This is a genomic window from Bradyrhizobium viridifuturi, from assembly GCF_001238275.1.
Lineage (GTDB): Bacteria > Pseudomonadota > Alphaproteobacteria > Rhizobiales > Xanthobacteraceae > Bradyrhizobium > Bradyrhizobium viridifuturi.
Genome location: NZ_LGTB01000066.1, coordinates 1 through 26,274, shown reverse-complemented (window position 1 = coordinate 26,274; position 26,274 = coordinate 1). Strand labels below are relative to the sequence as shown.

Sequence of the window (26,274 nt, the reverse complement as noted above, 5' to 3'; positions counted from 1 at the left end):
GCAAAGAGCGTACGCGTGACGTGTCGCGTGAAGCGTTTTGGGGCGTTGAATGCATGATCCGGAGGACCCGACCAGTCGGGCACCCCCAAGGGATTGTGCCACTGCCGGGCCGGGCCAAACCGGTGCCGAGCGGACGAGAGAACAGGCCGGATCCACCGGCTGAGCTGCGGATGACGGGAGGCGTGCACGCGTGTCCCGAAGTCCGCGAACAGATAACATTCCGGCAACCTGCGGGGAAACGTGGGACCGGGCAGAAGAAGTGACGGGGCTCGACCATGCGAATCGAACGACGCAACACCACCAGCGGACAATCCCCCTACGCCGGGATCAATTTCCGCCTGACCACCTCAGAGATCCGCAATCCGGACGGCTCGGTCGTGTTCCGTGCCGAGAACGTCGAGGTTCCGGAGTTCTGGTCGCAGGTCGCCTCCGACGTGCTGGCGCAGAAGTATTTCCGTAAGGCGGGCGTCGCCGCGCGCCTGAAGAAGGTCGAGGAAGAGACCGTGCCGTCGTGGCTGTGGCGTTCGGTGCCGGACACCGAGGCGCTCGCAGCGCTGCCCGAGAACGAGCGCATCGTCGGTGAGACCTCTGCAAAGCAGGTGTTCGATCGCCTCGCCGGCTGCTGGACCTATTGGGGCTGGAAGGGCGGCTACTTCTCTTCGGAAGAAGATGCCCTCGCCTTCTACGACGAGCTGCGTTTCCAACTGGCAAAACAGATGGTCGCGCCGAACTCGCCGCAGTGGTTCAACACCGGGCTCCATTGGGCCTATGGCGTCGATGGTCCCGGCCAGGGCCACTACTATGTGGACTGGAAGACCGGCAAACTCACAAAATCGAAGTCGGCCTATGAGCATCCGCAGCCGCATGCCTGCTTCATCCAGGGCGTCGGCGACGACCTCGTCAACGAGGGCGGCATCATGGACCTCTGGGTGCGCGAGGCGCGCCTGTTCAAGTATGGCTCCGGCACCGGCTCCAACTTCTCGAGCCTGCGCGGCGAAGGCGAAAGGCTCTCCGGCGGCGGCCGCTCGTCGGGCCTGATGAGCTTCCTCAAGATCGGCGACCGCGCCGCCGGCGCGATCAAGTCGGGCGGCACCACCCGCCGCGCCGCCAAGATGGTCGTGGTCGATGCCGATCACCCCGATATCGAGACCTATATCGACTGGAAGGTGAAGGAGGAGCAGAAGGTCGCCGCGCTGGTCACCGGCTCCAAGATCAACCAGAAGCACCTCAAGGCCGTGATGAAGGCCTGCGTGAACTGCGAAGGCAGTGGCGACGACTGCTTCGATCCGGAGAAGAACCCGGCGCTCCGCCGCGAGATCAAGCTCGCCCGCCGCGCGCTGGTGCCCGACAACTACATCAAGCGGGTCATCCAATTTGCAAAACAGGGCTACAAGGAGATCTCGTTCGACACCTACGACACCGACTGGGACTCGGAAGCGTATCTCACCGTCTCCGGCCAGAACTCCAACAACTCGGTGTCGCTGAAGGATGACTTCCTGCGCGCGGTGGAAACCGACGGCGACTGGAATCTGGTCGGCCGCACCACCAAGAAGGTGACCAAGACGCTCAAGGCCCGCGACCTCTGGGAGAAGATCGGTTACGCCGCCTGGGCGTCCGCCGATCCCGGCCTGCACTTCAACACCACGATGAACGACTGGCACACCTGCAAGTCGTCCGGCGACATCCGCGCCTCCAATCCGTGCTCGGAATACATGTTCCTGGACGACACGGCGTGCAACCTCGCCTCCGCCAACCTGCTGACGTTCTACAACACGTCAACCAAGCGGTTCGATATCGAGTCCTACGAGCACCTCTGCCGGCTCTGGACCATCGTGCTGGAAATCTCCGTCATGATGGCCCAGTTCCCGTCGAAGGCGATCGCGGAGCTGTCCTACGAATTCCGCACCCTCGGTCTCGGCTTCGCCAATATCGGCGGCCTGCTGATGACCATGGGCCTGCCCTATGACAGCAAGGAAGGCCGCTCGCTGTGCGGCGCGCTGACCGCCGTGATGACCGGCATCTCCTACAAGACCTCGGCGGAGATGGCCGCCGAGCTCGGCACCTTCCCGGGCTACAAGAAGAACGCCGCGCACATGCTGCGCGTGATCCGCAACCACCGCCGCGCCGCCCACGGCAACGCGACCGGCTATGAAGCGCTCTCGGTCAACCCGGTGCCGCTCGATCACGCCTCCTGCCCGCAAGCCGACATCGTCGCGCACGCCAAGCTGGCGTGGGACGACGCGCTGGCGCTCGGCGAGGTCAACGGCTATCGCAACGCCCAGACCACGGTCGTGGCGCCGACCGGCACCATCGGCCTGGTGATGGATTGCGACACCACCGGCATCGAGCCCGACTTCGCGCTGGTCAAGTTCAAGAAGCTCGCCGGCGGCGGCTACTTCAAGATCATCAACCAGGCGGTGCCCTCGGCGCTGCGCGCGCTCGGCTATCGCGAGAGCGAGATTGCGGAGATCGAGGCCTATGCCGTCGGCCACGGCTCGCTGTCGAATGCGCCCGGCATCAACGCCTCGACCTTGAAGGCCAAGGGCTTCACCGACGAAGCCATCGCCAAGGTCGAGAAGGCGCTGCCGACCGCGTTCGACATCAAGTTCGCCTTCAACAAGTGGACGTTCGGTGAGGACTTCATCCGCGACCAGCTCGGCATCGACGCCGAGGCGATCGCAGCCCCCGGCTTCGACCTGCTCCAGGCCACAGGCTTCACCAAGCGCGAGATCGAGGCCGCCAACGTCCACATCTGCGGCGCGATGACGGTCGAAGGCGCCCCGCATCTGAAGGCCGAGCACTATCCGGTGTTCGACTGCGCCAACCCCTGCGGCAAGATCGGCAAGCGATACCTGTCGGTCGAGAGCCACATCCGGATGATGGCGGCCTCGCAGCCGTTCATCTCGGGCGCGATCTCCAAGACCATCAACATGCCGAACGACGCCACGGTGGAGGACTGCAAGTCCGCCTACCTGCTGTCGTGGAAGCTGGCGCTGAAGGCCAACGCGCTCTATCGCGATGGCTCGAAGCTGTCGCAGCCGCTCAACTCGCAGCTCATCAGTGACGATGAGGACGAGGACGATGCGGTGGAGGCGCTCTACGAGAAGCCGATGGCCGCCCGTGCCGCCCAGGTCTCGGAGAAGATCGTCGAGAAGCTGGTCGAGCGCATCGTCGTGATGCGCGAGCGCGAGAAGATGCCGGACCGCCGCAAGGGCTACACCCAGAAGGCTGTTGTCGGCGGCCACAAGGTCTACCTCCGCACCGGCGAATATGACGACGGAAGGCTCGGCGAGATCTTCATCGACATGCACAAGGAAGGTGCGGCGCTGCGCTCCTTCATCAACAATTTTGCGATCGCGGTGTCCCTCGGTCTGCAATACGGCGTGCCGCTGGAAGAGTATGTCGACGCCTTCACCTTCACCCGCTTCGAGCCCGCGGGCCCGGTGCAGGGCAACGACTCGATCAAGTACGCGACCTCGATCCTCGACTATGTCTTCCGCGAGCTCGCAGTGAGCTACATGTCGCGCTTCGACCTCGCCCATGTCGATCCGAACGAGTCTGGCTTCGACGCGCTCGGCAAGGGCGTCGAGGAAGGCAAGGAGCAGCCGGAAGAGGCGCCGCACCACCAGGCCACGAAGTATCTGTCGAAGGGCCTGACCCGGTCGCGCACCGACAACCTCGTCGTCATGCGCGGCGGCTCGGCTGCGGTGAGCGGCAATTCCGACAGCGCCCCCGCCGGCGGCAGCCGCGTGACATCACTGGCCTCGCACGGCGCAACCGCCCGCGGCGCCTCCGACACCGTCGAGGGTGCAGTCGCCCTGAAGCAGGAAGTCAGCCACGACCTTTCGCCCACCGAGAAGCTCGAGGCCCTGAACTGGAGCAAGCCCGGCACCGCCGCAGCCGCCGCCCCGTCAAAGGCGGAGCGTCGCGCCGAAGCGAAGGCCAAGGGCTATGAGGGCGAGATGTGCTCGGAGTGCGGCAACTTCACGCTGGTGCGGAATGGGACCTGCATGAAGTGCGATACTTGCGGCAGCACGACGGGGTGTTCGTGAGGCGGTAACCGACGACGCCGACGATCGTCATAACCGTGCGGCGACGGGCAAAGTACGTCTCCTACAAGTTTGTCCCCTAATCGGGGCAAAGTAGGTCCCCTACTCGGCGCCGGCAGCGCCGAGTGAACATCGAAGAAGGTTTCGCGGCGAGCTTCGGCTTCGCCGCGAAAATAGCTCAACGAACGAATCATGAATCAACTCTGAGACGTACAGTGACGAACGTGGTTGCGACGACTGATCTGGAAGAGCGGTGCCACGGCAGCGCTTCAAATGCCTGCTGGGAGTGAAAGATGCCCGACTTGAAGAGCGTCGAGTCGGTCTACCTGGCGCTCGGCTTCATTGTGCCTGGCATGATCATCACACTCGTCCGCGCGCAATTCTTTACCGGCAGGGTACGTACCCTCTCGGAGAACGTGGTGACCTATATCGCTCTCACCGTTCTCTATTACGGCCTGGCCGCTCCGATCGTCGAGTATGTGCTTTCAATTCGCGAACCTGGGCGCGCGAAGATATTCGCTTGGCTTGGATTGATCATCCTTCTGCCCGCCGCCATCGGCTTCGTGTTCGGCATCCTCGGCCAGAACGACATCTTCCGCCGGCTCCTGCACTTTTTCGGGATCAATCCGGTCCACGCCACCCCGTCCGCCTGGGACTACGCGTTCGCCCGCCTGCGCGGCGACCATTTCGTGCTGGTGACGCTTTCCGATGGCTCGACCGTCAGCGGCGTCTACGGCAGTCACTCCTTTGCTTCTTCGGATCCGACCGAGCGCGACCTCCTCCTCCAAGAAATCTACGACCTGGATGGCGACTGCTGGAGAAAACGTCCCGAACAGCTCGCCATCCTCATCCCCTCGAAAGAGATCAAACACGTCCAAATCTGGAATCCTAAAGGAGTCTGAAGATGTCTCGCACCAATGACGGATACAAACCCGCCCCGCCTTCCAACATCGGCAACAAGGGCTATCAGCCTTCCGCCATCCACCAGCCGCTGAACCCGCAGGGAGGACATCAGCCCGCGACGGGCTCGACTCCCGCCGTGCCTACGACGGGTAGTGGCGTCAAACCACCATCCAAACCGTAAGCGACCCAACGCGGAGCCCGCATCGCTCAGCGCGGGTCCAGCCAAGAATTCGGCCATAGGGCCGAGCAAACGAGGCCGTTGTTTTCGGGGGGCAGACCAAACGGAGTGAAGTAGAACCATGGCGTTCCGCGGATTGTTCATCGGGATCGATCGCTATCGATCGCCAGCCATTGGCGATCTGAGTTGCGCGCGGCGGGACGCGACCGCGCTGGATGCGCTGTTCGCCGACACGCTGGGAGGCAACTCGCGACTCCTCACAGACGCGGATGCCACTCGTTCGGCGATCGAATCCGAATTCGCGGCGCTTGCAGACTGTAGTGCCGACGACACGGTCGTCATCGGATTCTCCGGACACGGGTCCGAGACGCACGAACTGATCCCGCACGACGCCGATACCGGGGATCTCGCCAACACGGCCGTGCCGCTCGATCTGCTTCAGGAATGGTTCGCCCGCATTCCGGCCGGGCGCCTCGTCTTCTTCCTGGATTGCTGCTTCTCGGGCGGCTTGGGCTCGAAGGTGCTGCAGACGGACGTCAAACCGCGCGATCTGAGATCTGCGGAGGTCAAGCTCGACCAAATTGCCGGCGACGGACGGTTGATCTTCACCGCCTCCCGGGCCGACGAACCCGCGTACGAAAACGTCAAGCACGGCCACGGATTCCTGACCCTCTTCCTCATCGAGGCGCTGCGGGGCGCGACCGAAGTGGTCCTCGGTTCACGGATTCCCGTCTACCGGCTTCTCGATCACGTCTCGGCCCGCGTTTCGGCGGCAGCCGCCCAGTTCGGCCTGCAACAGCACCCGACCATGAAGGGGCGGATCGAAGGTGATCTGCACTGGCCTATCTTCACCGAAGGCGCACGGTTTGCCGCGGCTTTTCCAGATCGGCGCGGATGGGCCGTTACCAGCGATCTGGTGAGCCTGCAGGCCGCCGGCTTCCCCCAGCAACTCGTCGAAGCATGGGCGAAGGCCATCCCCTCGCTGAATCCCCTGCAGATATCGGCAATCAACGACTACGGCGTCTTGAACGGTGACCATCTGGTCGTCTCCGCGCCGACCTCGAGCGGCAAGACCATGGTCGGCGAATTGGCGGCGCTGCGCGCCGTCCTCGATCGGCGACGCGCGATTTTCCTCCTCCCGCTCAAGGCGCTCGTCGCCGACAAGCGCCGGCACTTCAACTCCGTCTACGGCTCGTTCGGGATCCGGACCGTGGAGGCGACTGGCGAGACCGACGACATATCGCCGGTCCTGCGCGGCAAATACGACGTGGCCCTGCTGACCTACGAGAAGTTCGCGGCCATCGCCCTCACCTTCCCGCACGTGCTGGGCGGCGCCGGCGTCGTAGTCATCGACGAGGCGCAGATGATCGCCGACGAGAGCCGAGGCGCGAACCTCGAATTCCTCCTCACACTGATCAGGATGCGACGGCGCGAAGGCATCGAGCCGCAGACGATCGCGTTGTCGGCCGTCATAGGAGACACGAACGGCCTCGAAGGCTGGTTGGGCGCGCGGCTGCTACGCCGCACCGAACGACCGGTGCCGTTAGACGAGGGCGTGCTGCGCGCCGATGGGACGTTCCGCTTCATCGATGCGGCGACCGGGGCCGAAAAGGTGGAGGGTCCCATCATTAGGCAGGAGTACCGCAAGGGTTCGAGCCAGGACTGGGTCGTTCCGCTCGTCCGCCTCCTGGTAAGCAAGGGTCAGCAAGTCATCGTCTTCAGGGAGATCAAGGGAGAAGCCCGAGGCACCGCGGGATATCTGGCCGAAGCGCTCGGCCTTCCGCCAGCGCAGGCTGCGCTCGACCAGTTGCCGGCCGCCGACGCATCCCTGGCCCATGCGGATCTCCGCAAGGCGCTGGCAGGCGGCGTGGGATTCCATCATGCCGACCTGATGCCGGAGGAACGCCGAGTGATCGAGGAGGAATTCCGCCGCTCCGGCTCCGGGCTCCGCGTGATCGCGGCGACTACGACCCTCGCGATGGGCGTCAACACGCCTGCCTCGTCGGTCGTCATCGTTGGATTGATGCATCCCGGCGACGAGCCTTATTCGGTCGCAGAGTACAAGAATCTGGTCGGCCGGGCCGGACGGCTCGGCTTCGCGGAGAAAGGGACGTCCTACCTGCTGGCGACCGATCCCCGGGCCGAATACGACTACTGGAACAACTACGTCACGAAGACGCCGGAAGACCTCGTCTCCAGATTCCTCGACGCCGCGACGGACGCACGATCGCTGATCGTCCGCGTCGTCACTTCCCTCAGCCGCCTGAGTCCCAAGGGCGTGTCGAGCGATGCCATCGTCGAATTTCTCGAATCGAGCTTCGGCGCATTTCAGGCCGCGAGAACGCACGTGGGCTGGAAGTGGGACCGCAACGAGCTCGTCAGCGCCCTGCACGACCTGGAGAGCAACGGCCTGATCTCCAATGCAGCCGGTCTCTTCGTGCTCACCGATCTCGGCCGCCTGGCCGGCGAAAGCGCTACCGAGGTCACGTCGATCGTCAGGCTCGTCGAGTGCCTCCGCCAGATTCCGGCCGGGCAGCTCACGGACCCCGACCTGATCGCCGCCACGCAGATCACGGTCGAGCTGGACGACCTACTCTTTCCGATCAACAAGAAGAGCACGCAGAAGGAGCCGCAATTCTGGGTGAACGAACTGCGACCGCAACTGACCGGCGGCGCCGTGCTGAACGCATTCCGCAGGGAGGTGCAGGATGCCCACACGTCGACCATCCGGGCGAAGAAGTCCGTGTCCTGCCTACTGTTCGTCTCCGGACGTCCGATGTCAGACATCGAACGCGTGATCGGACAGTTTGGCGGCGCCTTCGGGGGGGCGTCTGGTCCCATCAGAAGCGTCGCCAGCAGAACTTCCGACCTAGTGGCGACGACAGCAAGGGTCGCGGAAATCCTTCATCCCGAGCTCGATCTAGAGGACCGCGTCAGACGGCTCACGATGCGGCTAACCCTCGGCATCCCCGCCGCGGCCGTCGACCTTGCGCGCGAGGCCGGAGCCGCACTTCTCCGCGGCGACTACTGCGCGCTGGCGAAGGCGAACCTGTGCGACGAGGCATCGATCGCCGCGGCGCCGGACGTGGCCCTGCTCGCCTGCCTACGCGACGACGCGGATAAGCTGACGATCGTCCGCGACGCGGCCGCAGCGATGAAGCGCCGGCAGCAGGCCGCACCGATCGCTGCCCCCGTGCTCGAACCCTACATCGGCTGACCGGAGGTCCGCGTGGCGAAGAACATCGTCGTATTCTCGGACGGGACCGGCCAGGACGGCGGCGCCCGTCCGGAGCAGCGCATCAGCAACATCTACAAGATGTACCGCATCTCGCGCGACCATGCCGACACCAGCATCGATCCGTCGCAGCAGGTCGTGTTCTACGACGCTGGGCTCGGTACCGACGTCGGCACAACCGCCCTGACCGCTCCGGTCCGCTTCGTGCAGAAGATGCTCGGTTCGGTCGCCGGCGACGGGATCAAGCGCAACATCGCCGACTGCTACGAATTCATCGTCAACCACTACGAAGAAGGCGACCGCATCTTCCTGTTCGGCTTCAGCCGCGGCGCCTACACCGTTCGCAGCCTGGCGAACCTGCTGATGCTCTGCGGCGTCCCGACGAAAACTCCGGGCGGTCCACTGATGCGGTACCGAAAGGAGGTCAAGGACATCGCATGGGAAGCCGTCGACACCGTGCTCGAGCACGGCGCAGGCCACCCGCGCGAGGAGTTCGAGGCCGAACGGCTCGAATTGGCGAGGCGCTTTCAGGTGAAGTACGGATCCGGAGACGGGTCAGATTCCAATGCCGCCGCCTACTTTATCGGAGTGTTCGACACGGTTGCGGCGCTGGGCGCCAGCGGCACGCGACGCTTGATGATCGAAGCTGGACTGACATTAGGCGTCGCCGCGGCGGCCTTCCTCGCCTCCCTCGTCCCTGCCGCGATCGTCGGCGTGATCACGGCCATCATTTCGCAAGCGGGACTGCTCTGGGGCTTTATCGTCCCGGCGTGGGCCGTCACCCACATCGCGATGCTTGCCGCCGTGGTCTGGTTTTTGAAGCGGCGAAAGACCTCCAATCGCAAGACAATCTACGACTTCCCGAACAAGGGGGATCCGCCACGATCGCACGACGCAGTTTGGAGCGGAAAATACTTCGACAGGCTTCTCAGCAAACACGTCCGCTTCGCTCGGTCCGCCAACGCGATCGACGAAACCCGCAAGGACTTCGACCGCGTCGGTTGGGGCGGGACCGAGCCTGCCGTCCATGCGCCGACGCCCGGCATACCTCGCCTGATCCAGATGTGGTTCGCAGGCAACCATTCCGACATCGGCGGGTCCTACCCGGAGCCGGAGTCACGCCTTTCGGATGTGGCACTCCACTGGATGTGCGAGCAGGCGGTGAACGTCCCCGACGGGCTGAAGACGGGTCCGATCTTCGTTGACGGGGTCAAGGTTCCGCACACGGGCGACACCGGCACACCGCTCAACATCTTCCCGGCGGCCGACGGCGTGCAGCATTGCGAGGTCGCAGGCATGCGCGACACGCTCGACGCTTTTGCCGACAAGCTCCCGAAGTGGGCGTGGCTGCAGCGATACATTGCGGCGCAGAACTGGGAGACAAAAATCCGGGAGATGAACCATCAAGCGCCAGTCGATCCGACCGTGAAGGCGCGCGCGGCCCTGGGCAAGGTGACGCAATGCGCCGGCACGGGGCCGTATCGACCGGAGGCCCTGCGAAATCACGACGACTTCAAGCAGTATTACGAGCCGCTCGAAGGCGCCGCCCCATCAGCGCCGCCCGCGGATCAACCTGTTCTTCCATCGATGGACGGCGAAAGCCGGCCACAGGTCTGAACACGTAGGAACCGAGGCCACTCAAGCTATGACCTTCATTCTCCTCACGGGGGCCGGATTTTCCTACAATTGGGGTGGTCCGCTCGCCTCGGATGTCTTCAGTGCCTTACTGGCCGATAGGGGCTTGGACGATCACACCCGTGATCTCCTGTTCGATTCAGGTGGTGCATTTGAGAAGGTTTTGGCCGACCTGCAGGTATCAACAGAGCCCGTTGACCAAAAGCGACACGATGCTCTCATCACCGCGGTGGCGGGGATTTTTAACGGCATGAACAACACCTTCATGCACGTCCCATTCGAGTTCGAGAACCCGCCAAGCGTCCAACACTCCATGGCGAGCTTCCTCAGTCGGTTTCACGCCATCTTCACGTTGAACCAGGACGCTCTCCTCGAACAACACTACAATCCTCTGATCGGACCGCCAATGAATTGGGGTCACCTTCAGTTGCCGGGCATGAAGTTCATGCAACCATTTCAGCCGAGCGGTGCACGGCAGGATAAGTTTGCAATTATGGAGCCGAACCCACCCTTCACGACGTTCGGTCACGGCGCCCAGCCATACGTGAAGCTGCACGGTTCGGTGAACTGGATGGAATCTAACCGAGGAAGGCGCATCCTCATCATGGGTGGCCAGAAGGCGGTGAGTATCGGACTTTATCCAATTCTGACGTGGTACCATGAAGAGTTTCGCAAGATGCTGGTTAGACCATCGGCCAGGCTTATGGTCATCGGGTACAGCTTCAGCGACACGCATATCAACGACGCATCGTGGACGGCATCGCAGCAGGGCTGAGGGTCTTTGTCATCGATCCATTTGCCCTCAAGGCCCTTCAGAATGACCCCCGTATCGGCAAAGCCAGGTCAGCACTCATCGGATATTCGGACCGATCACTGAAGACCACCTTCGGTGGGGACCGGTATGCCCATAACCAAGTTTCGCAATTTTTCGTCCCGTAATCGACAACACCTGGCGACCTATCAGGATGCCGGAGGAATCTCGAGAACCTCACTTTTCGATTTTGAGTCGAGCGCTTAAGGTTACGTCAGGTAGCCCTTTGACAGGGACACAACCGACGGCACCGCAGCATGAAGCCGCCTTTCAAACAGAACGACGTTTTCAAACACATCGACTTCGACCAACTGAACGCCTGCGTCGGCAACAACGGCGGCCCATACGACCTTTACGATTATGCCAAAGGCTATTTCGACGCGACCAAAACACTATTGGCCCACGCGCGGGATGACGGAAATCTCATTGACCTCATCGTATATCCGATCTGCTTCAATTTTCGTCACGCGATGGAGCTTTACCTCAAGTACGTCATCAAGGACCTTTCAGAGGCCAAAGGAACGGGGCACCGATTCAAATCGAGTGGCCATACGCTCGGGAAAAACTGGGTCGCGGCGAAGAGCCTGCTCAAGCACATCGAGACGACTGAAGAGGATGTCGCCTATTTTGAGACTGTCGTGACGTGCATCGACGAAGTTGATCAGACCAACGGCCAGACTTTTCGATACCCTGATAACATCAAAGGCAATCGCCACCTTGAAGAATGGTCCACCATCAATCTGCCTACCGTACAAGCTCATAACGAGAAGATCGCGGCCATAGCCCACACTTGGCACGCGCGCATCGAGTCCGCACTCGAGAGCAGCCGCATAGCTGCGCAAGACAACGCCTAACGAAGCCACTGCTTCGATAGCTCCGTCCTAATGGTCTCCGCTTCAGCGCGTTTTCTTCTTTTCTCGGCGCCTTAAGAACTCCCGGGCCGCTTGCTCCATGACGTCCCAAGCAGCCCGATGCTCGTCGAGGGCAACTTGTTTGATGTCCGCGATGACGTCTTTGTCCATCATTGCGATGAACGTCACCCGGTCACCGATCGGAGTTCGCTTTCCCCTTTTCGCCGCCCTCTTGCCAACCATTCGTCCGTCCACCGCGAAGAATCGTAGCTTAACCATAGTGCGGCGGACCTGCCGGCGCCAGCCAAGGCGAATTTCTTCTTATATAAGAACTAGATCGCTTCTTATATAAGAAGAGAGCGCTAAGCCCTTGACTCCAGCTGACGTTCCTGCTTTGAATGTTCTTGTTTCGTTCACGGTAGCGTTCAAGGTTCGTCATGTCGGGCAGCATCGGAAACTGGAGGGTCGAGCTCATCGAGGCTCACCGCGACCTCTTTGCTCCGCCCTGCGACGCCGCGCTGGCGGCGCAAGGCGCCCCCGAGTGCGGCCCCGGCTGGCATGACCTACTCAATCGGCTTTGCGTCCGGATCCGGAAGGCGACCCGCGCCGAAGGCACATTCAAGTTCAACCAGATCCGGGAAAAATATGGGACCCTCCGAGTCTACTGGGGCGGCAGGCTGTCTCAGGAGGCGACCGTCCAAGTCGAAGAAGCCATCGCTCTGGCGGAAGCTCGCAGCGCGACCTGCTGCGAGGTCTGCGGCGAGCCCGGCCGGCTACGCGGCGGTACCTGGCTGACCACCCGCTGCGCGGCCCACGCCGCGGGCCAGGCACCCATTGAGGTCAAGCCGGGGCTCGAGAACATCTACATCGTCGGCTATGTCGCCGATGACCGGACCCAGATTAGCTGCCGCCGCTACGATCGCGACACCGACACCTTCACCGAGGTCGATCCGGCCTCCCTTCTGGTCGAGGAGTAGCGCCGTGAAGCTCTGGCCCATGTCCGACCTTCACATCGAGCTCACCCGGGGCTGGGACTTGCCGGCTGGAGACGCTCGACCGGAATTCGACGTCATGATCGTCGCCGGCGACCTGATCACGCGTATGGAGCGGGGAGTGAAGTGGTTGCTGGATCGCGTGCCCGACCGGCCGGTGATCTACTGCATGGGCAACCATGAAGCTTACGGCACCGACATCGACCGCACGATCGAGAAGGCCAAAGTGGCCGCGGCCGGCACGAACGTGCACGCGCTGGAGAACGAGACCGTCCGCCTCGGCAACGTGACGTTCGTGGTCTGCGCGCTCTGGACCGATTTCGCGCTATTCGGAGATCAGCGCCGGGAGATGGCGGTCGCGGCGGAGCGCATGAACGACTTCAAGCGGATCAGGACCGGCCGATATGTCGAGCGCTTTCGTCCTCCGCACGCGCTGGCCAGGCACCGGCGGTCCCGGGCCTTCCTCGAAGCCGAGCTCCGCAAGGATCGGCCCGGTCCCCTTGTGATCGTGGCCCACCATGCCTGCCGGCGACCGGAGCTCCTCTTGTCGGACCCGCCCAATCCGGACGAGCTCTTGAGCGCGGCATTTTATAGCGACCTCACCGACCTCATGGTGCCGGCGCCAGACGACGGTCGCGGCGCCCTGCGGCCCGCAGACCTCTGGATCTACGGGCACACCCATGAATCCTTCGACGCCGTGATCGGCGAAACCCGCGTCCTGAGCAACGCCAAGGGCTATGGCCCGTGGCCCCCGAGCCAAAGCGCCTGGGACAATCAGGATTTCAACGAGAAGCTCATCATCGAGATCTGAAAGGGCCGACCATGACCGACGCCGACCAGAAACACACCGAGACCCACCCCGCCCTTTCCATGGTTTCGGATGCCTCCTCATGCTCTCCCCCAAGACCCGTCGCGGCCGCCCCGACCTCTTCTCGTCCGCCAAAACCGCTGCCCCGATCCCCGCGCGACACCCTGCGCTCAGAGAGCGCTCGCGATCGCATCGCTCGATCCGGAGGTGCGCGCGATCTCACACGTTGCGACGGCGAATGTTGGGCCCGCGCAAGTAGTCGACCTCGACGCCGTCGTCCTGACGCGGCCCGACGGCCGACACTATCTCGACGTCGTCCCGGCCCGCCGGGTCCGCCATCTCGACGAAGAAGGTCTGGTCCAGATCGCGCTACGCGAGCTCGAACTGCAACAGCTCGTCGTCACGGCCGAGGATCTGCGCGCCGAGCCGCGCCGGTCCAACGTCCGCCTGGTCTGGTCCTACAGAGACCAGCCTATCCCCGTCCCGCTGCGCCTGCGCATCCTCAAGGCTCTCGCCGACGAGGGGCCGGTGGAGCTCGGCCACTTGCTCGAGATGGTCAGCAGCGACCGGGATCCCTCGCCGGCCGTGATGTCGCTCGCCTGCTCGAACCTCCTCGAACTCGACCTGACGTCCGAGCCGCTCGGACCATCCACCATGACGAGGTCTCGCACATGAAGAAGACCAAACGCCGCCGCTCGCCCGGGATCGACGTCCGGTGGGGAAAGAAACGCCTCGTCGACCAGCACTGCATGGCGCCGGGCACCGTTTTGATCGACCGGATCTTCGACCGTGATCGCGGCCGCTTCGAGAATCCCGATGATCCCGCGGTCGAGGGCAACTTCTACCTGGAAGCCGAGGGCGACAATGACAGCCCTGCCTCGAATGGCCGGCCGGAGGCTATGACGGCACTCGTCGGAGCCGCCTTCGAGGCTGCGGCCTCGCCGGAACTGCGGCGCCGGCTGCGCCACGGCCAAGCGCTCTGCGTCGTCGTGCTGGTGCCGACGGCTGCCTGGGTCCTGCCGGTCGCGGACCACTTCCGCCGCTCGTTCGGCGATCGCTGGCTGCAGCACACCAGGAGCGGGCCCAATCAGCGGGGCCTGGGAGCCTCCTCCGGCTCAAGCGCGGTGTCGGGCGCCTTGGCCAGCGGCCAGTCCGTGGTGGGCATTTCCGCCGACGTCAGCCTGCTCCCCCGCGCCCTGGTCGGTGCTGCCGACCTTACGATCCAGCTCGGGCCTCCGACCGGCGCCGTCGTGAAGACCGCGATCGGGCGCTTCGCCGGGCGGGCCCCCATCGAACTGGACGACGCCGTCCTCGCCGAGCTCGATCTCGACGACCTCCTCGCGGCCTTCCGCCCCGGAACGGGCGCGCAACGCATCGCGCAGCGGCTCGCCGCTGCGGGCGCCGCCCTTCGGGCAATCACCGAACTCCGGGAGGCCAACGCATGCTCGTCGTGAAAGTCGAACTTTGGCCGGCTGGCAGCAGCGCGCTGCGGCAACCGCTCGGGACGATGCACATCGGAAACGTGAGCAACCTGGCCGACCTGAGCGATTACCAGGTGATCGTTATGGAGACAGCAAATGCTTTGACCGGCACGCCGCCCGGCATCGCAAAGTTTTCCGTCCTCGCCCATGCGCGCCGGCAGCGCGTCTGGGCACTTCTTCAACGGGCATGTGGGGAGGCGATGATGGCCGAGTGGACCGATTTGTAGGGCTGACACTGAATTCGGAGGGGGCCGTCGGGAGGATTTCTACAAGAAAGTCTCGATGCTTGATCCGCAAGTTATGAATCCTACAGGACCCTGTAATTCAGCTGACTCAGCTAGTCAGACGAATCCTTGAAAAACCGTCGTAAGCCACTGAGTGGACATTGCTTTTTCCAGATTCCGTTTGACGCGCTGCGCGATTGGGGTATCAGCTGGGTTTAGGTCCGAGAGCAGGCAGGCGCCTTTTTGGCTTCCCGAAGAGTGACCTCGCCTAGGATTCGCATCCAATGGCGGCCGGTGCCGACCAGCTCTCCGGCCGTACGACATGAGGTCGACGAGGACGACGTTCGTCGCGAAGCGACGACGAAGAACGGAGAACCTCGCGTCGAAACGAAAAAGGCGGACCGCTGTAACGGCCCGCCCTTCGTTCGGAAGGAGATTTGAGAAACCTCGGAAGAGGAACCCAAAACGACCTACCCAACAGATGCCCGCACCACATCAGCTCTGTGGCGGGTTGGCAAGGCCGCCAAGGGCTCCGCTTCCGCAGATCCACGTAATCCACCGCCCCCGTCCGGAAACCGTTTTCCGGTAACGGCGGAGCTTTGCCCGGAGGCAAGCCACCGATGTCAGCGACGATGATCCACGAAACGTATTTCATGCCCGATACGTCGCTACGGGACGCGCGGCCGGAAGACGACGTGCAGCCGGAGATGTTGCCCAGCCTGTCGAGCCGCACGATCTCGCTGCACTCGGCGATCTCGGTCCACGGCTGGGATTTCTTCGACGGGCGTAAGGTCTGGTACGAGGCGGAGCTCGAACAGAACTTCGCGCTCGTCCTCGCCATGCGGCGCGACGTCGTCGAGATCGCCGAGCAACCGCCGGCGGTGACCTATCTCGACGACCACGGCCGCAAATGCCCCCACACGTTCGATTTCCGGGTCAAGTTGACCACCGGCAGCACCGGCCTGGTCGCCGTCAAACCGGCAGCCTTGGTCGCAAAGACCGGCGTCGATCGCGTCGTGGAGCTAATCGCAGAGCAGATTTCGCCTTCGCTCGCCGATTGGACGCTGCTCTTCACCGACATGGATCTCTCGCTCACCGACCTGCTCAACGCGAAAGTCATCCATCACGCCCGGCGCGATCCCTGGCCGCAGGACGACGCCGTCATCACCCGGCTCATCCGTAATCTCAAGCGCGAGATCACGATCGGCGAACTGGCGGGCAGGTCCGGGCTCGGCGGCTACGCCTTCGAGGCGATCGTGCGCGCGATAGCGGATGGCAAGCTCAAGCCCGTCGAATACGGCACCCTCGACGACAATCTCGCGGTCGTCGCCGCGAAACGGAAGCGCAAGGCCTAATCGCCAGATGCTTCAGCGCGCCCACGAGCTTCTTCCTCCGAAGCCGCCGCGTTCCCGGCAGGCTTTGCGCTGGCATGTCGGCGATACCGCCATCGCCAGCATCATGGGAGAGCCATGCCTGCGAAAGAAGGTCGACAAGGGCGGCTTCCTGTTCGAGACCCTCTCGCTGCCGAAACGCAAGATCGCTCTGACGTTCGAGGAATTCGACCTCCTCAAGGACGGTTACGAATTCGACATCGACCACCTCAGCACCGAGCCCGGCAGGGCCGCGGGCAAACTGCACAGCGACGAGGAGATGATCGCCGATCTCGGCGACGAGCAACGCGAACTGGTCGCCAACATGCTCGTCGCGGTCAAGAAGTTTCTGGCGATGCAGGCGCGCGGTGCGGCCTCACGCTACCGGCCGAACCTCGGCCGTGTCCTCGAGAAGATGCAGACCGAGCTTTTCCCGACGCCGGCGAGCCGAGGCGGCCAGATGGCAAAGCCGGCGTTCAAGCTCGTCGGTCCAAAGCGCTTTCTCGAGTGGGTGGACAACTATCTCGAAATGGGCCCGCTCGGCCTGGTGAAGCAGTACCACCTTTGCGGCCGCTACGGCGAACGGTATGGCTGGGAAGAGCGGCAGATCCTGATGGATTTCGTGTACCGCTACCTCAGCCTCGAACAGCCGACCATCGTCTCCATCCGGGACGACATGGAGGTGGAGTTCGCAAAGATCAACCGCGGACGCATTGAGGCCGCTGGGCTCGATCTGGCCGACTATAAGGGCATCGACCTCGCCCGCGTCACCAAGGATTTCAAGGAGCACATGGCCGCGCGCGGCGTCTCGCTGCTCACCTGCCCTGCCATCGATCTGCTGCGCATCGAAATCCGCCGCCTGCCGCCCTTCGACGTGGTCGCCGCCCGCAAGGGCGAAGAAGTCGCATTGCGCTTCTTCCACCCGTCGAAAGGCGGCGTCCATGGGCTCGTCTTTCCCATGGAGCGCGTCGAAGCGGACGACTGGAAGACCCATCTCCACACGCTGGTGATGGAGCTGCCGGCGATCTGGCACGCGATCAGCCCGGAACTGCGGGAGGCCGCCCCGAAGAAGCGGTGCGTCTTCAGCGCCGCGATCTGTTGCACGACGAGGGTCATTCCCGCGATGACGCTCGCGCTCAGCACCGGCGCTTCCAACACCAAGCAACTGCTCCGGATGTGCCTGTCGGACAAGACGGCGCTGGCGCGCAGCCTCGGCTGCGAGACGCCCTGGGAATTTCGGGGAACGATGGGCACGTTCGTCATCGACGAGGGCTCCGCCCTGCTCAACGCGCAGACGGAGTTCATCTGCACCGATCTCGGCATCAGACTGAAGAGCCCGCAGATCAACACGCCGCAGCAGCGCCCCAAGATCGAACGCTTCTTCCAGACCCTCGACATCAAGGGGCTGCTGCGCTTCTCCGGTCGGGCGTTCTCAAATCCGCAGGTGCGCGGGAAGTACGAAAGCCTCGCGCGGGCCTGCGTCACGGTCGAGGAGCTCGCGGCTCTGATCGTGCGGTTCGTGGTCGACGTCTACCACAATCTTCCCCACGCCGGGCTGGGTGGCGAGACGCCGCGCCAGCGCTGGCTCGAGCTCACGAAAAAGCGCGCTCCCACCGTGCCCCCCGGTCCGAACCGGATCCGCCGGGCGTTCGGCGAGACCTTCCCCGTCGTGCTGCAGGCCCAGGGCATCGAAATCTTCGGAAATTGGTACCGCTCGCCACTCACGGACCACTTGTTCCAGAAGGTCCCCGAGCGCGACTACAAGGTGACAGTCGATGGCGAAGACCTTGGCGCCATCTCGTTGCTCGTCAATGGCGAACGGAAAACCGTGGTCGGCCCCAAGATCATGCAGGGCGTGAGCGCCGCCGTTTGGGACGCCGCCCTGGCCGACCTTCGCCGTCAGAATCAGGAACTGCAGAGGCTGGTCAAACCGGTCGTCCACCGCGCCATCGAGTTCGCGCAGAAGGGCGATGCCGAAACGCGCAAGCGCCTCAGCATCCTCTATCGGCCGAAGTCCCGCGCGGAGCTCGAGGCGATCCGGATGCGGATGAACAAGACCGTCCGGTATCGCGAGGAGCCCCTCAAGCCGCAGGACGCACCGATCGACGTGCTCGCGCGTCGCATTCCCGTCGGCACCAAGGCGCCGCCCCGCGACCCGGTCCGTGAGCTGCCGTCGACCTCTCAGCCCGATGTGCCGGCCGAAAAAAGGACCGCAGCCAAGCCCGCCGGCAAGCCGAAGTCGCGGACCCGAGCCGAGAAACCGCAGCCGCAACCACCCAAGAAACCGACCCGCAAGTGGGTCATCAAGAGGACCTGACATGGCCGACCATTTCGCCGACCCGTCCGCCTATCTCCGCGAACTCTGGAGCGACGGTGACCGCAAGCGCAACGGCCGCATCGAAGCCGTGAAGAGCATGTATATCGAAACGGAACGCGACGAGATCCTTAAAAGCCATCTCGAGCGCCTTGCGCGGAACGCCGCGTTGCGGGTCGACCAGTCCATGCCCAATGCCGCCGATAACCGGGCGCCGGGCAAGGCCCTCGTCATCATGGGCCCGAGTGGTGCCGGCAAGACCCGGCTCGTTCAGCGCACCTTCCGCAACAGCCCCTACTTCCCGAATTACGGCGTCGCGGATGCGCGTAGCCCCCTGCTCAGCATCCAGGCGCCCGCACCTTGCACTCTGCTGCAGATCGCGCTGCGGATTCTGGAAAAGCTCGGCTACCCGATCGAGCGCGATCTGCGCGAGAACAAGGCGTGGTTGCGCGTCCGCCAGCAGTTCCGTCTGCACGGCATCCTGTTTCTCCATATCGACGACATCCAACACGTGCTGCATGCGCTGAGCGAGGACGAAATCCAGAAGGTGCGCGACACGCTGAAGGACATCATGCTGCTCGACTGGCCGGTGCAGCTCATCTTGAGCGGCATCCCCGACCTGATGCCGTTCGTCCGCAAGGATCGCCAGCTCCGCCGCCGCTCCCGCTTCATGTATCTCTCCAAGCTGTCCGCGGCAGAGCACGCCGAATTCCTCGGCGAAGCCGTCGAGGCGTACGCGGCGACGGCCGGCCTCAAGGTTGCGATCGACGAGGACGCCATGCTGGTCCCGCGCCTCCTCCACGCCGGCCAGTACGAAATGGGCATCAGCCTCGAAATCCTCGGCGAGGCCGTCGAAGCCGCCCTCGACCGCGACGGCAAGACCCTCAAGCTGGTCGACTTCCAGAACGCCTACGCCGACCGCAACCTGATGCCCGACGACCAGAACATCTTTTTCGCGACGCCTGGCACACGATCGACGCCACGCTCGTCCGCCCGGCGGATGTCGAGGAAGACAAGGCCGAGGCGCAGATCGCGGCCCACAAAAAGACGCGCCGGAGCAAGTCGTGAAGCCGCTCCGCCATACCGTTCCGCTCGGCGCCGGCGAGACGCCGGCGAGCTTCACGTCGCGCCTGGCCGCCCTCCATGGATTGCCGGCCCGCGAATTCTGCCTGGACATGAGCACCACCTTCCAGAAGGTCGTCGACGGCGCGCCTGAAGCGCTCGCCATCATCGCCGGCAAGGGCGGCGCCGACGCAGTCGCACTCACCAAGAACGCCTTCGTCAAGACGGCTGAGCGGCGTTACCTTCACCGCGGTCAGGAGCTTACCCGCGACAACCTGCGCCGCGCCACCGTCGTGGTCTGCCCGAAGTGCCTGGCGGAGGACCTCGCCGGCGCGCCGACGTCGTGCCCGCAGGTCGTGGCCTATCAGCGTGCGCGTTGGCCGATCGCGGCTCTGAAGACCTGCGCGATCCACCTGACTCCCCTGGTCGTTGTCGACAAGGACATGACCCCGAGCACCCTCCACGACTGGTCGCACCACGTCGCCAAGATCCTCCCCTTCCTACCTCGCCTGGCAGCCGAGGCCGGGACCCGCCCGCTCACCGCCTTCGAGACCTACATCCTCAACCGCACGAATGGCGGGCCGGCCGGCGTCGGCTTGATCGACACCCTGCCGTTCCACGTCGCGATCGAGGCCTGCGAGCTGTTCGGGGCCGTCGCCGTCTTCGGCCGCACGCCGAACCTGAAGACCCTCACCGACGAGGAATGGCGCCAGGCCGGCGCCGCCGGCTTCGACATCGTGAGCGCCGGCAAACCCGGCATCGAGGTCTTCCTCGAAGACCTGCAGGCGTCCTACCCCTACACGCGCGCCGGCACCGAAGGGCCGCAGGCCATCTTCGGCCGGATCTACCAGGTCCTGGAATTCGGCCGCGAGGATCGCGCTTACGACCCGCTGCGCGAGCTGGTCGGCAACTTCATCCTGGAATTTCCCAGTGGGGCCCGGCGAAGTCGTCTTCGGCAATGCCGCCGAGACCCGCCGGATGCATTCTATCCGGACGCTGTCCATGGAGACCGGCCTCCACCCGAAGCGCCTCCGGAAGCTGCTCTCGTCGGCGGGAATGCTGCCCCCGAACGCCGACGAGCTCGCGGACGGAAACTGCCTCTTCGACGCCCAGAAGGCCCTTTCCCTGGCCCAGGCGGCCGCCGCGGCCACCCTCTCCGTCCGGGACGCCGGCAACTACCTCAACGCCCCGCGCGTCCAGCGGGACATGCTCTACCGGTCTGGGCTGCTCCTACCGCGGATCAAGGCCACCGACCACGGCGCCGCCGACCTCTTCGCTCCCGAGGACCTGGACGCCTTCCTCGCCCGCCTGCTAGACGGCGCCGCGCCGGTGCCGGCCGCGGAAGACGGCCTGGTCGACATCCCGACCGCGGCCAAGGTCGCCTGCTGTGGCTCCGTCGAGGTCGTCCGGGCTGTTCTCGACGGACGCTTGGCTCGGAAGGCCCGGTTGACCTCCGAACGCGGCTACATGGCCCTCCTCGTGGACGTGGAAGAGGTCCGCGCGCTCGTCCGAGGAGCCGATCCAGCCGGCTTCAGTGCTGAAGCGCTCGGTGCGCGGCTGCAGACCCGGCCTCACGTGATCCGCAAGCTGATCGTCACCGGCCACCTCAAGTCTGAAACAGTGATCAACCCGGTCAACCGCTGTCCGATGACGGTCGTTCCGACGGCTGCGGCCGAGCGGTTCGAGACCGAATTTGTCACGCTGTTCGCGATCGCCCGTCGGCAGGGCCGCCATCACATGGCGGTCAAGAAGGACCTCGAGGCCACCGGCGTGAAGCCGGCCATGGACTCCGAGAAGGTCGGGGCGACGTTCTATCGCCGCGCCCAGATCGAGCATCTGTCGAAGAAGCTCACACGGCGCAGCACCGAGGAGAACCGCAATTGTCGATGAACAATCTCAAAATTCAACGCGCGCAGCAGGTCACCGACGAGGTCGTGGCCGGCTGGAACGAAGCCCTGCAACTACTGCAGACATGCTGGGTCAATGGCGCCGGCGTGCTGTGCGATCCCGGCAATACCCGCACCAAGCTCTACGACGCGAAATGCGCCATCGAAAAGGCGCTCGGCGCGATGCGCCACTTCAGCGACTGGCCCCGAGAGCGGGACTACGACTGAGCGAGCCTCACCCACTGAAGTCACGACGAAAGGAGCCTACCGATGGCCTACACCTATGCCGATTTCAAAGACGGAGCGCCCCACTTCATCATGGCCGCGCTCGGCCCCGCCTTCCTCGAAGCTCTCGAAGCCGCAAACACCTACGTCTCCTTCAGGAAGGCCATAATCGCTGTCAACGACGACGACCGGGGCTGCTTCGTGAAGGCGGCACGGCGGTATGCACGCGTCTGCAGTCCGGGAGAACGCGAACTGCTGAAGGGCATCCTGCTGCTGACCGATTTCGCTCACGTCGCCGACGAAATCGCCGCCGGCGAGCCTACGGCAACATGACGCGTTGCGGCGGCCCCTTCCGCGAGGCCCTCGCGGCCTGCGTCGTCAATGCCGGCTACTGACGGTTTGGGCCACCTCGCTTTGAGGGCCCGCACCATGGCGTCTCAATGAAAGGATTCAACAAGAAAATAGCGCCACGATCTTGACATTGCACCCGCGCTTTGAATCGATGCCGTACAACTTGTGGTTTGGGTCGGAATCCTTTCTGAGCGATTTTCCATGAAGCTCGCAGAACTTTACAGAACTGAGCGATGTTCCATTGAGGTGGGCGTCGACGGGCCTCGTTACGGCGACCGCATGAAGCTGCTCGCACGCTATCACTTCTGGCCCGGATCTGGATCTCGCAGGCACGGCACGCTCTGGGAGCATCAGGACGCGGCAATAAGCTCTTGCGTCGCATACCTCTGTAGTGACCGGTCCATCGCTGCGGAGGAAATCAAGCACGAGGCGGCGCTCGTCAAGATGGCCACGGGGACCGGGAAATCTGCGATCATCACGGTTCTTTCGCGCTGTCTGCCCGAGGTCAAAAAGGTGCTGGTTCTTACGCCTCGGGAGGCGCTTCGAGAGCAGTTGTACGCCTATGTCCGGCGTGGATTCTGGTCCAAGATGAAGCTTTGCGATCCGTCGGGAAAGGAGCAGTTCGACGATGACTCCGGCGATCACGCCGGCGGGGTCGTCGGACCTGCGTATATCAATCGGTTTCTTCCCAGCAACGCAGCGGCAATCCTTGCCGCCGCCCCACAGAGAGATCGCCTCATCCTTGTCGGCACCCTCCAAGCCCTTGACCAGGTCAGGCGCACCAGCCTGAAGGACAAGCCGGATCCGAAGGCTTTAACGACCCCCGAGCAATGCAAAGAGCTAATTCAGTTGATCGGAGGCTTCGATCTTATCATCGTGGACGAAGGTCACTACGAACCCGCGATTTCGTGGAGCCGGGCGATCCGAGAGGCCGACCTGCCAACGATCCTTTTCAGCGCGACCCCCTACCGCAATGACTACAAGTCTTTCCGGGTCCGCGGCCGTTTCGTGTTCAACGAGCCGATTCTCACAAGCATTAAAAAGCACAAGATACGAAAGCCGGAGTTCAGGGCCCTCACAAACGTGCGCGCAGAGCTAGGTGCCGAATATTCCGATTCTCACGTGGTATCCGCGGGCTCCGGGTCAGAGGACACACGGAGAAAAGATCCACTTCAGGATGCCGACCGTGACGACGCCACGGCGTTTGTCAGCGACCTTCTCAAGCAGAAGCTGCCATCCATCTCCGAGGTGGCGAATCCGAAAGTCGTAATCCATGCCAGTGATTTCGAAAAGGCAGCGCTATTGCAGAAGTCGCTGACCGATCAAAAACAGCGAGCTTTGCTCGTCCATCATGCGGTCAAGAAGAACGATCCCGCTCGACTTTGGTTCAAGACCGTCCACGCGGCGCAAACGGCCTCAGGTACCGATTCCGTAAAATATTGGGTGCATCAAACGAAACTGTTGGAGGGTATTGATGATCCTTCGATCGTGGCGGTCGCCTTGTACGACGCATTTGGGAACGCTCGTCAGCTGATTCAGCAGGTCGGGCGAGCGCTGCGTTCCGCTACCGAAGGAAAGAAGGCAGAGACCGCCTATGTGTTTGCCTCGCCCAGGCTGCTCGAGCGCGTCGAAAATCAATGGAAACGCTATCTCGACTTCGAGAAATATTGTGCGGACAACACGAAACACGTGGTGATTAGCGAGGCGGCGCTTCCAGATCGGCTGCTGAGAGATATGCCGGACCTTCAGTACGTCCAAGGCGACTTCAGGCCCCGGTTCAGCGATCAACTCTATAAGGACGACGTGAAGCTGCCCGCAAGCGGGGCAATCTTCGATCTGACCGGGCCGTTTGATAAGGAAGATATCGAAAAAGAGGTCATTGAGGCTCTCCTCAGGCAGGATCGGTTCAAACCTATCAAGATTGGCGGTCTTCCCGACAATGTGGTTGGCATCGCCTACTACGGCTGGCAAACGTCTCGGCTCCTAACTCGGCATTTTTTCCCGGAATGGACGCTTGGCGTCTGTGTTCTCATCAACCATGGCCCCTTAGTTTTGGCCCATGACACCGAAGGGATTGTCTTTGAGGCCGACCGGCTTGGCCTCTCGAGGATCGCTCCAGAAGTGCTCGCAAGAGGAATGCCGAAATCCACGAACGGCAGGGCAGTTCGGCTCTCGCGGATTTCGTCCGCATCGTTGGACGTGTCGGAGCGAGCCATACGTTCACAGGTGATCAGCACCCATTCCTTCGAAAATACGTTCACTGACTTGTTGAATCCCGGCATGGTCCCGACTTCTGCCTACGGGTTCGTTGGGCGGCGAGGTCGATATTTGGGTCTTCTAAGAGCGCGAATCCGAGACGCCTTTCCGGAGCCGCGGCCTATGGAGGACTACCTCGGATGGGCGACCGAGATACTTAGCCAGTTTGCCCAAACCAACACGGAGTCGAACCCCGTGTTCAGCCGCTATGCAAAGATTTCCTCACCGCTCACCGAAGATGAGGCGGCCCCCCAAAGCATTCTCTTTGATTTCGGCTCATCCTTTGCCGATCAGCTGGCCGACGATGCGGACGACGGCAAAATGGCACGAATCCTGGGCGACGCTGATTACGCTGACCTGTGCGCCGACGTGGATGACCAGGGTAACTTCGAGGTCAAGATCGAGGGAAAGGCCATTCCCTGCAACGTGGAGTACAAAGCGAAGACCAAGAAGTACCGTGTGCAGAGCGTTGAACTGGACCAGCATTTCAAGACGGTGTCGGAATTCGGTCGACTGTCGGCTTCGACGCTCACCCAGCTCATCAATCGAGACCAGATGTTCCGGATAATTCCGGAGCAAAGCAGCGTGGTCTACGCTAATGGACGGTTCTACTCTCCCCAGGGATTTGGACCTCGCGAAGACGGTAGCATCCCTCAATTGGAGAACGTTTTCGCGGTCCCTATTCTAAAGGACATCGATACAGAAAAAGGGGAAAAACTCTACGCTCCAGATAGGGCAGCTTGGGCCGAGAAATCTCTTTTTGGCCTCATGAAATCAGTTTGCGCGCACACCGGCAAACCGCTGGCGAAATGGGGAGATTTTGGCACGAGGGCCAGCAGGTTCGATTTGGTCGTTTGTGATGACGACAGCACGGAAGTTGGTGATTTCCTTGCCCTCAATTCGAAGGATCGGATCGCCTGCATCATTCATGCGAAGGCTGCCGAGAAGGTTCATTCCGTTAGCGTCACCGCGATCGAAGCCGTGGGCAGGCAAGCTCTTGCATCGCTCGCGTTCTGCTCGACGGTCGCACTTGCACCGAAAAAGGATCCTGACCGCTGGAATACAGACGTTTATGCAAACAAGGTGCCGCTGACTGGGCTTAGCCGCATCTTCAAAAACGCGCGAAACCTCTCAGTCGGAGAGGTCGACGACGCCGTCAAGGGCGCGCTTACCAACCGGAGTTGGCAACGAGAAGTCTGGATCTTGGCGGCGCGATTGCTCGACCGGTCCGAGCTCGAGGACGATTTGCGCGGGCCGCGCACAAACCGGAGCTGGCAGATGCAAATGTACTTGGACACCCTTTTTACCTCATGCGCACGCGGGAATACCGGACTTCGGATTTATTGCCATTAGCCAACGATGCGGATGAGTAGCAACGAGAAGGAGGAACACGTGCCGAGAAAAATGACCGGTTCCGATGGGGTGTCGGTTACTATTCCAGATGGCGGCCGCGGGATGCAGGGGTCGGATGGTCACATGGTTGCCATCCCTGCTGGGGCGCGGGGCATGCAAGGCAGCGATGGTCGAATGGTCGCGATCCCCTCCGGTGCACGCGGAATGCAGGGCAGCGACGGTCGCATGGTGGCAATCCCGGCAGGCGGGCGTGGCATGCAAGGCAGAGACGGCAGAATGGCCGCAATTCC

Annotated in this window: 21 protein-coding genes and 1 pseudogene; 20 read left to right on the top strand and 2 right to left on the bottom strand. The window is 62.9% G+C overall.

The features are described from left to right. Nucleotides 1-275 precede the first annotated feature (275 nt). From ALC15_RS38355 to ALC15_RS38330, 6 genes are all read left to right on the top strand, one after another. A complete protein-coding gene (locus ALC15_RS38355) occupies nucleotides 276-4,052 on the top strand; it encodes a vitamin B12-dependent ribonucleotide reductase (protein ID WP_050631760.1) in 3,777 nt (1,258 codons plus the stop codon). Nucleotides 4,053-4,342: 290 nt separating this feature from the next. Beyond that, nucleotides 4,343-4,951, top strand: coding sequence for a DUF6338 family protein (locus ALC15_RS38350; protein WP_050631759.1), 609 nt, complete (start codon nucleotides 4,343-4,345; stop codon nucleotides 4,949-4,951). Between the two features lie 300 nt (nucleotides 4,952-5,251). Further along, on the top strand, nucleotides 5,252-8,347 hold the full coding sequence (locus ALC15_RS38345; protein ID WP_050631758.1) for a DEAD/DEAH box helicase: 3,096 nt from the start codon (nucleotides 5,252-5,254) through the stop codon (nucleotides 8,345-8,347). A 12-nt stretch (nucleotides 8,348-8,359) separates the two neighbouring features. Further along, entirely contained in the window at nucleotides 8,360-9,982 is a 1,623-nt protein-coding gene (locus ALC15_RS38340; RefSeq protein ID WP_050631757.1) for a phospholipase effector Tle1 domain-containing protein, read from the top strand. Between the two features lie 28 nt (nucleotides 9,983-10,010). Then, a complete protein-coding gene (locus ALC15_RS38335) occupies nucleotides 10,011-10,775 on the top strand; it encodes an SIR2 family protein (protein WP_050631756.1) in 765 nt (254 codons plus the stop codon). A gap of 293 nt (nucleotides 10,776-11,068) precedes the next feature. Continuing rightward, nucleotides 11,069-11,665 (top strand): hypothetical protein, encoded by a 597-nt coding sequence (locus ALC15_RS38330; protein WP_050631755.1) that lies wholly within the window; start codon nucleotides 11,069-11,071, stop codon nucleotides 11,663-11,665. Nucleotides 11,666-11,707: 42 nt separating this feature from the next. Here ALC15_RS38330 and ALC15_RS38325 read toward each other — a convergent pair whose 3' ends face one another. Continuing rightward, nucleotides 11,708-11,905 carry a hypothetical protein gene (locus tag ALC15_RS38325; protein ID WP_050631765.1) on the bottom strand — a complete coding sequence of 66 codons (198 nt, stop codon included), beginning with the start codon at nucleotides 11,903-11,905 and terminating at the stop codon, nucleotides 11,708-11,710. A 194-nt stretch (nucleotides 11,906-12,099) separates the two neighbouring features. Here ALC15_RS38325 and ALC15_RS38320 point away from each other — a divergent pair, with 194 nt between their 5' ends. The 9 genes and pseudogenes from ALC15_RS38320 to ALC15_RS46905 form a co-directional block, all read left to right on the top strand. Next, the gene (locus tag ALC15_RS38320) at nucleotides 12,100-12,639 is read left to right on the top strand and encodes a hypothetical protein (RefSeq protein ID WP_050631754.1); all 540 of its coding nucleotides are present in this window, start codon (nucleotides 12,100-12,102) and stop codon (nucleotides 12,637-12,639) included. 19 nt (nucleotides 12,640-12,658) lie between these two features. Next, nucleotides 12,659-13,465, top strand: a complete 807-nt coding sequence (locus tag ALC15_RS38315; RefSeq protein ID WP_347336360.1) for a metallophosphoesterase — start codon at nucleotides 12,659-12,661, stop codon at nucleotides 13,463-13,465. A gap of 204 nt (nucleotides 13,466-13,669) precedes the next feature. Next, on the top strand, nucleotides 13,670-14,137 hold the full coding sequence (locus ALC15_RS38310; protein WP_244486449.1) for a hypothetical protein: 468 nt from the start codon (nucleotides 13,670-13,672) through the stop codon (nucleotides 14,135-14,137). Then, on the top strand, nucleotides 14,134-14,916 hold the full coding sequence (locus ALC15_RS38305) for a hypothetical protein (protein WP_050631752.1): 783 nt from the start codon (nucleotides 14,134-14,136) through the stop codon (nucleotides 14,914-14,916). Before ALC15_RS38310 ends, ALC15_RS38305 begins: the two co-directional genes overlap by 4 nt. Beyond that, nucleotides 14,904-15,170 carry a hypothetical protein gene (locus tag ALC15_RS38300; protein ID WP_050631751.1) on the top strand — a complete coding sequence of 89 codons (267 nt, stop codon included), beginning with the start codon at nucleotides 14,904-14,906 and terminating at the stop codon, nucleotides 15,168-15,170. The genes ALC15_RS38305 and ALC15_RS38300 overlap by 13 nt, the downstream gene beginning before the upstream one ends. Before the next feature lie 617 nt (nucleotides 15,171-15,787). After that, nucleotides 15,788-16,522, top strand: coding sequence for a hypothetical protein (locus tag ALC15_RS38295; RefSeq protein ID WP_050631750.1), 735 nt, complete (start codon nucleotides 15,788-15,790; stop codon nucleotides 16,520-16,522). Between the two features lie 295 nt (nucleotides 16,523-16,817). After that, complete coding sequence (locus tag ALC15_RS44630; protein ID WP_162240544.1) at nucleotides 16,818-18,854, top strand: transposase family protein; 2,037 nt, start codon at nucleotides 16,818-16,820, stop codon at nucleotides 18,852-18,854. A 1-nt stretch (nucleotide 18,855) separates the two neighbouring features. Then, complete coding sequence (locus ALC15_RS46910; RefSeq protein WP_050631748.1) at nucleotides 18,856-20,067, top strand: TniB family NTP-binding protein; 1,212 nt, start codon at nucleotides 18,856-18,858, stop codon at nucleotides 20,065-20,067. Further along, nucleotides 19,982-20,278: pseudogene (locus ALC15_RS46905) on the top strand (TniQ family protein); the annotation flags it as partial. The gene ALC15_RS46910 and the pseudogene ALC15_RS46905, both read left to right, overlap by 86 nt. 135 nt (nucleotides 20,279-20,413) lie before the next feature. Here ALC15_RS46905 and ALC15_RS46900 read toward each other — a convergent pair. Then, the gene (locus tag ALC15_RS46900) at nucleotides 20,414-20,917 is read right to left on the bottom strand and encodes a hypothetical protein (protein WP_050631747.1); all 504 of its coding nucleotides are present in this window, start codon (nucleotides 20,915-20,917) and stop codon (nucleotides 20,414-20,416) included. Here ALC15_RS46900 and ALC15_RS46895 point away from each other — a divergent pair. From ALC15_RS46895 to ALC15_RS45675, 5 genes are all read left to right on the top strand, one after another. After that, complete coding sequence (locus tag ALC15_RS46895) at nucleotides 20,916-21,803, top strand: hypothetical protein (protein WP_050631746.1); 888 nt, start codon at nucleotides 20,916-20,918, stop codon at nucleotides 21,801-21,803. The two genes, ALC15_RS46900 and ALC15_RS46895, sit on opposite strands and share 2 nt — an antisense overlap. After that, nucleotides 21,794-22,027 (top strand): hypothetical protein, encoded by a 234-nt coding sequence (locus tag ALC15_RS38270; RefSeq protein ID WP_128089714.1) that lies wholly within the window; start codon nucleotides 21,794-21,796, stop codon nucleotides 22,025-22,027. Before ALC15_RS46895 ends, ALC15_RS38270 begins: the two co-directional genes overlap by 10 nt. 42 nt (nucleotides 22,028-22,069) lie before the next feature. Next, nucleotides 22,070-22,357 (top strand): hypothetical protein, encoded by a 288-nt coding sequence (locus ALC15_RS38265; RefSeq protein ID WP_050631744.1) that lies wholly within the window; start codon nucleotides 22,070-22,072, stop codon nucleotides 22,355-22,357. A 219-nt stretch (nucleotides 22,358-22,576) separates the two neighbouring features. After that, nucleotides 22,577-25,984 (top strand): DEAD/DEAH box helicase, encoded by a 3,408-nt coding sequence (locus tag ALC15_RS38260; RefSeq protein WP_050631743.1) that lies wholly within the window; start codon nucleotides 22,577-22,579, stop codon nucleotides 25,982-25,984. 12 nt (nucleotides 25,985-25,996) lie between these two features. Further along, the coding region (locus tag ALC15_RS45675) for a hypothetical protein (protein WP_210168622.1) at nucleotides 25,997-26,274 on the top strand (278 nt) is incomplete at its 3' end.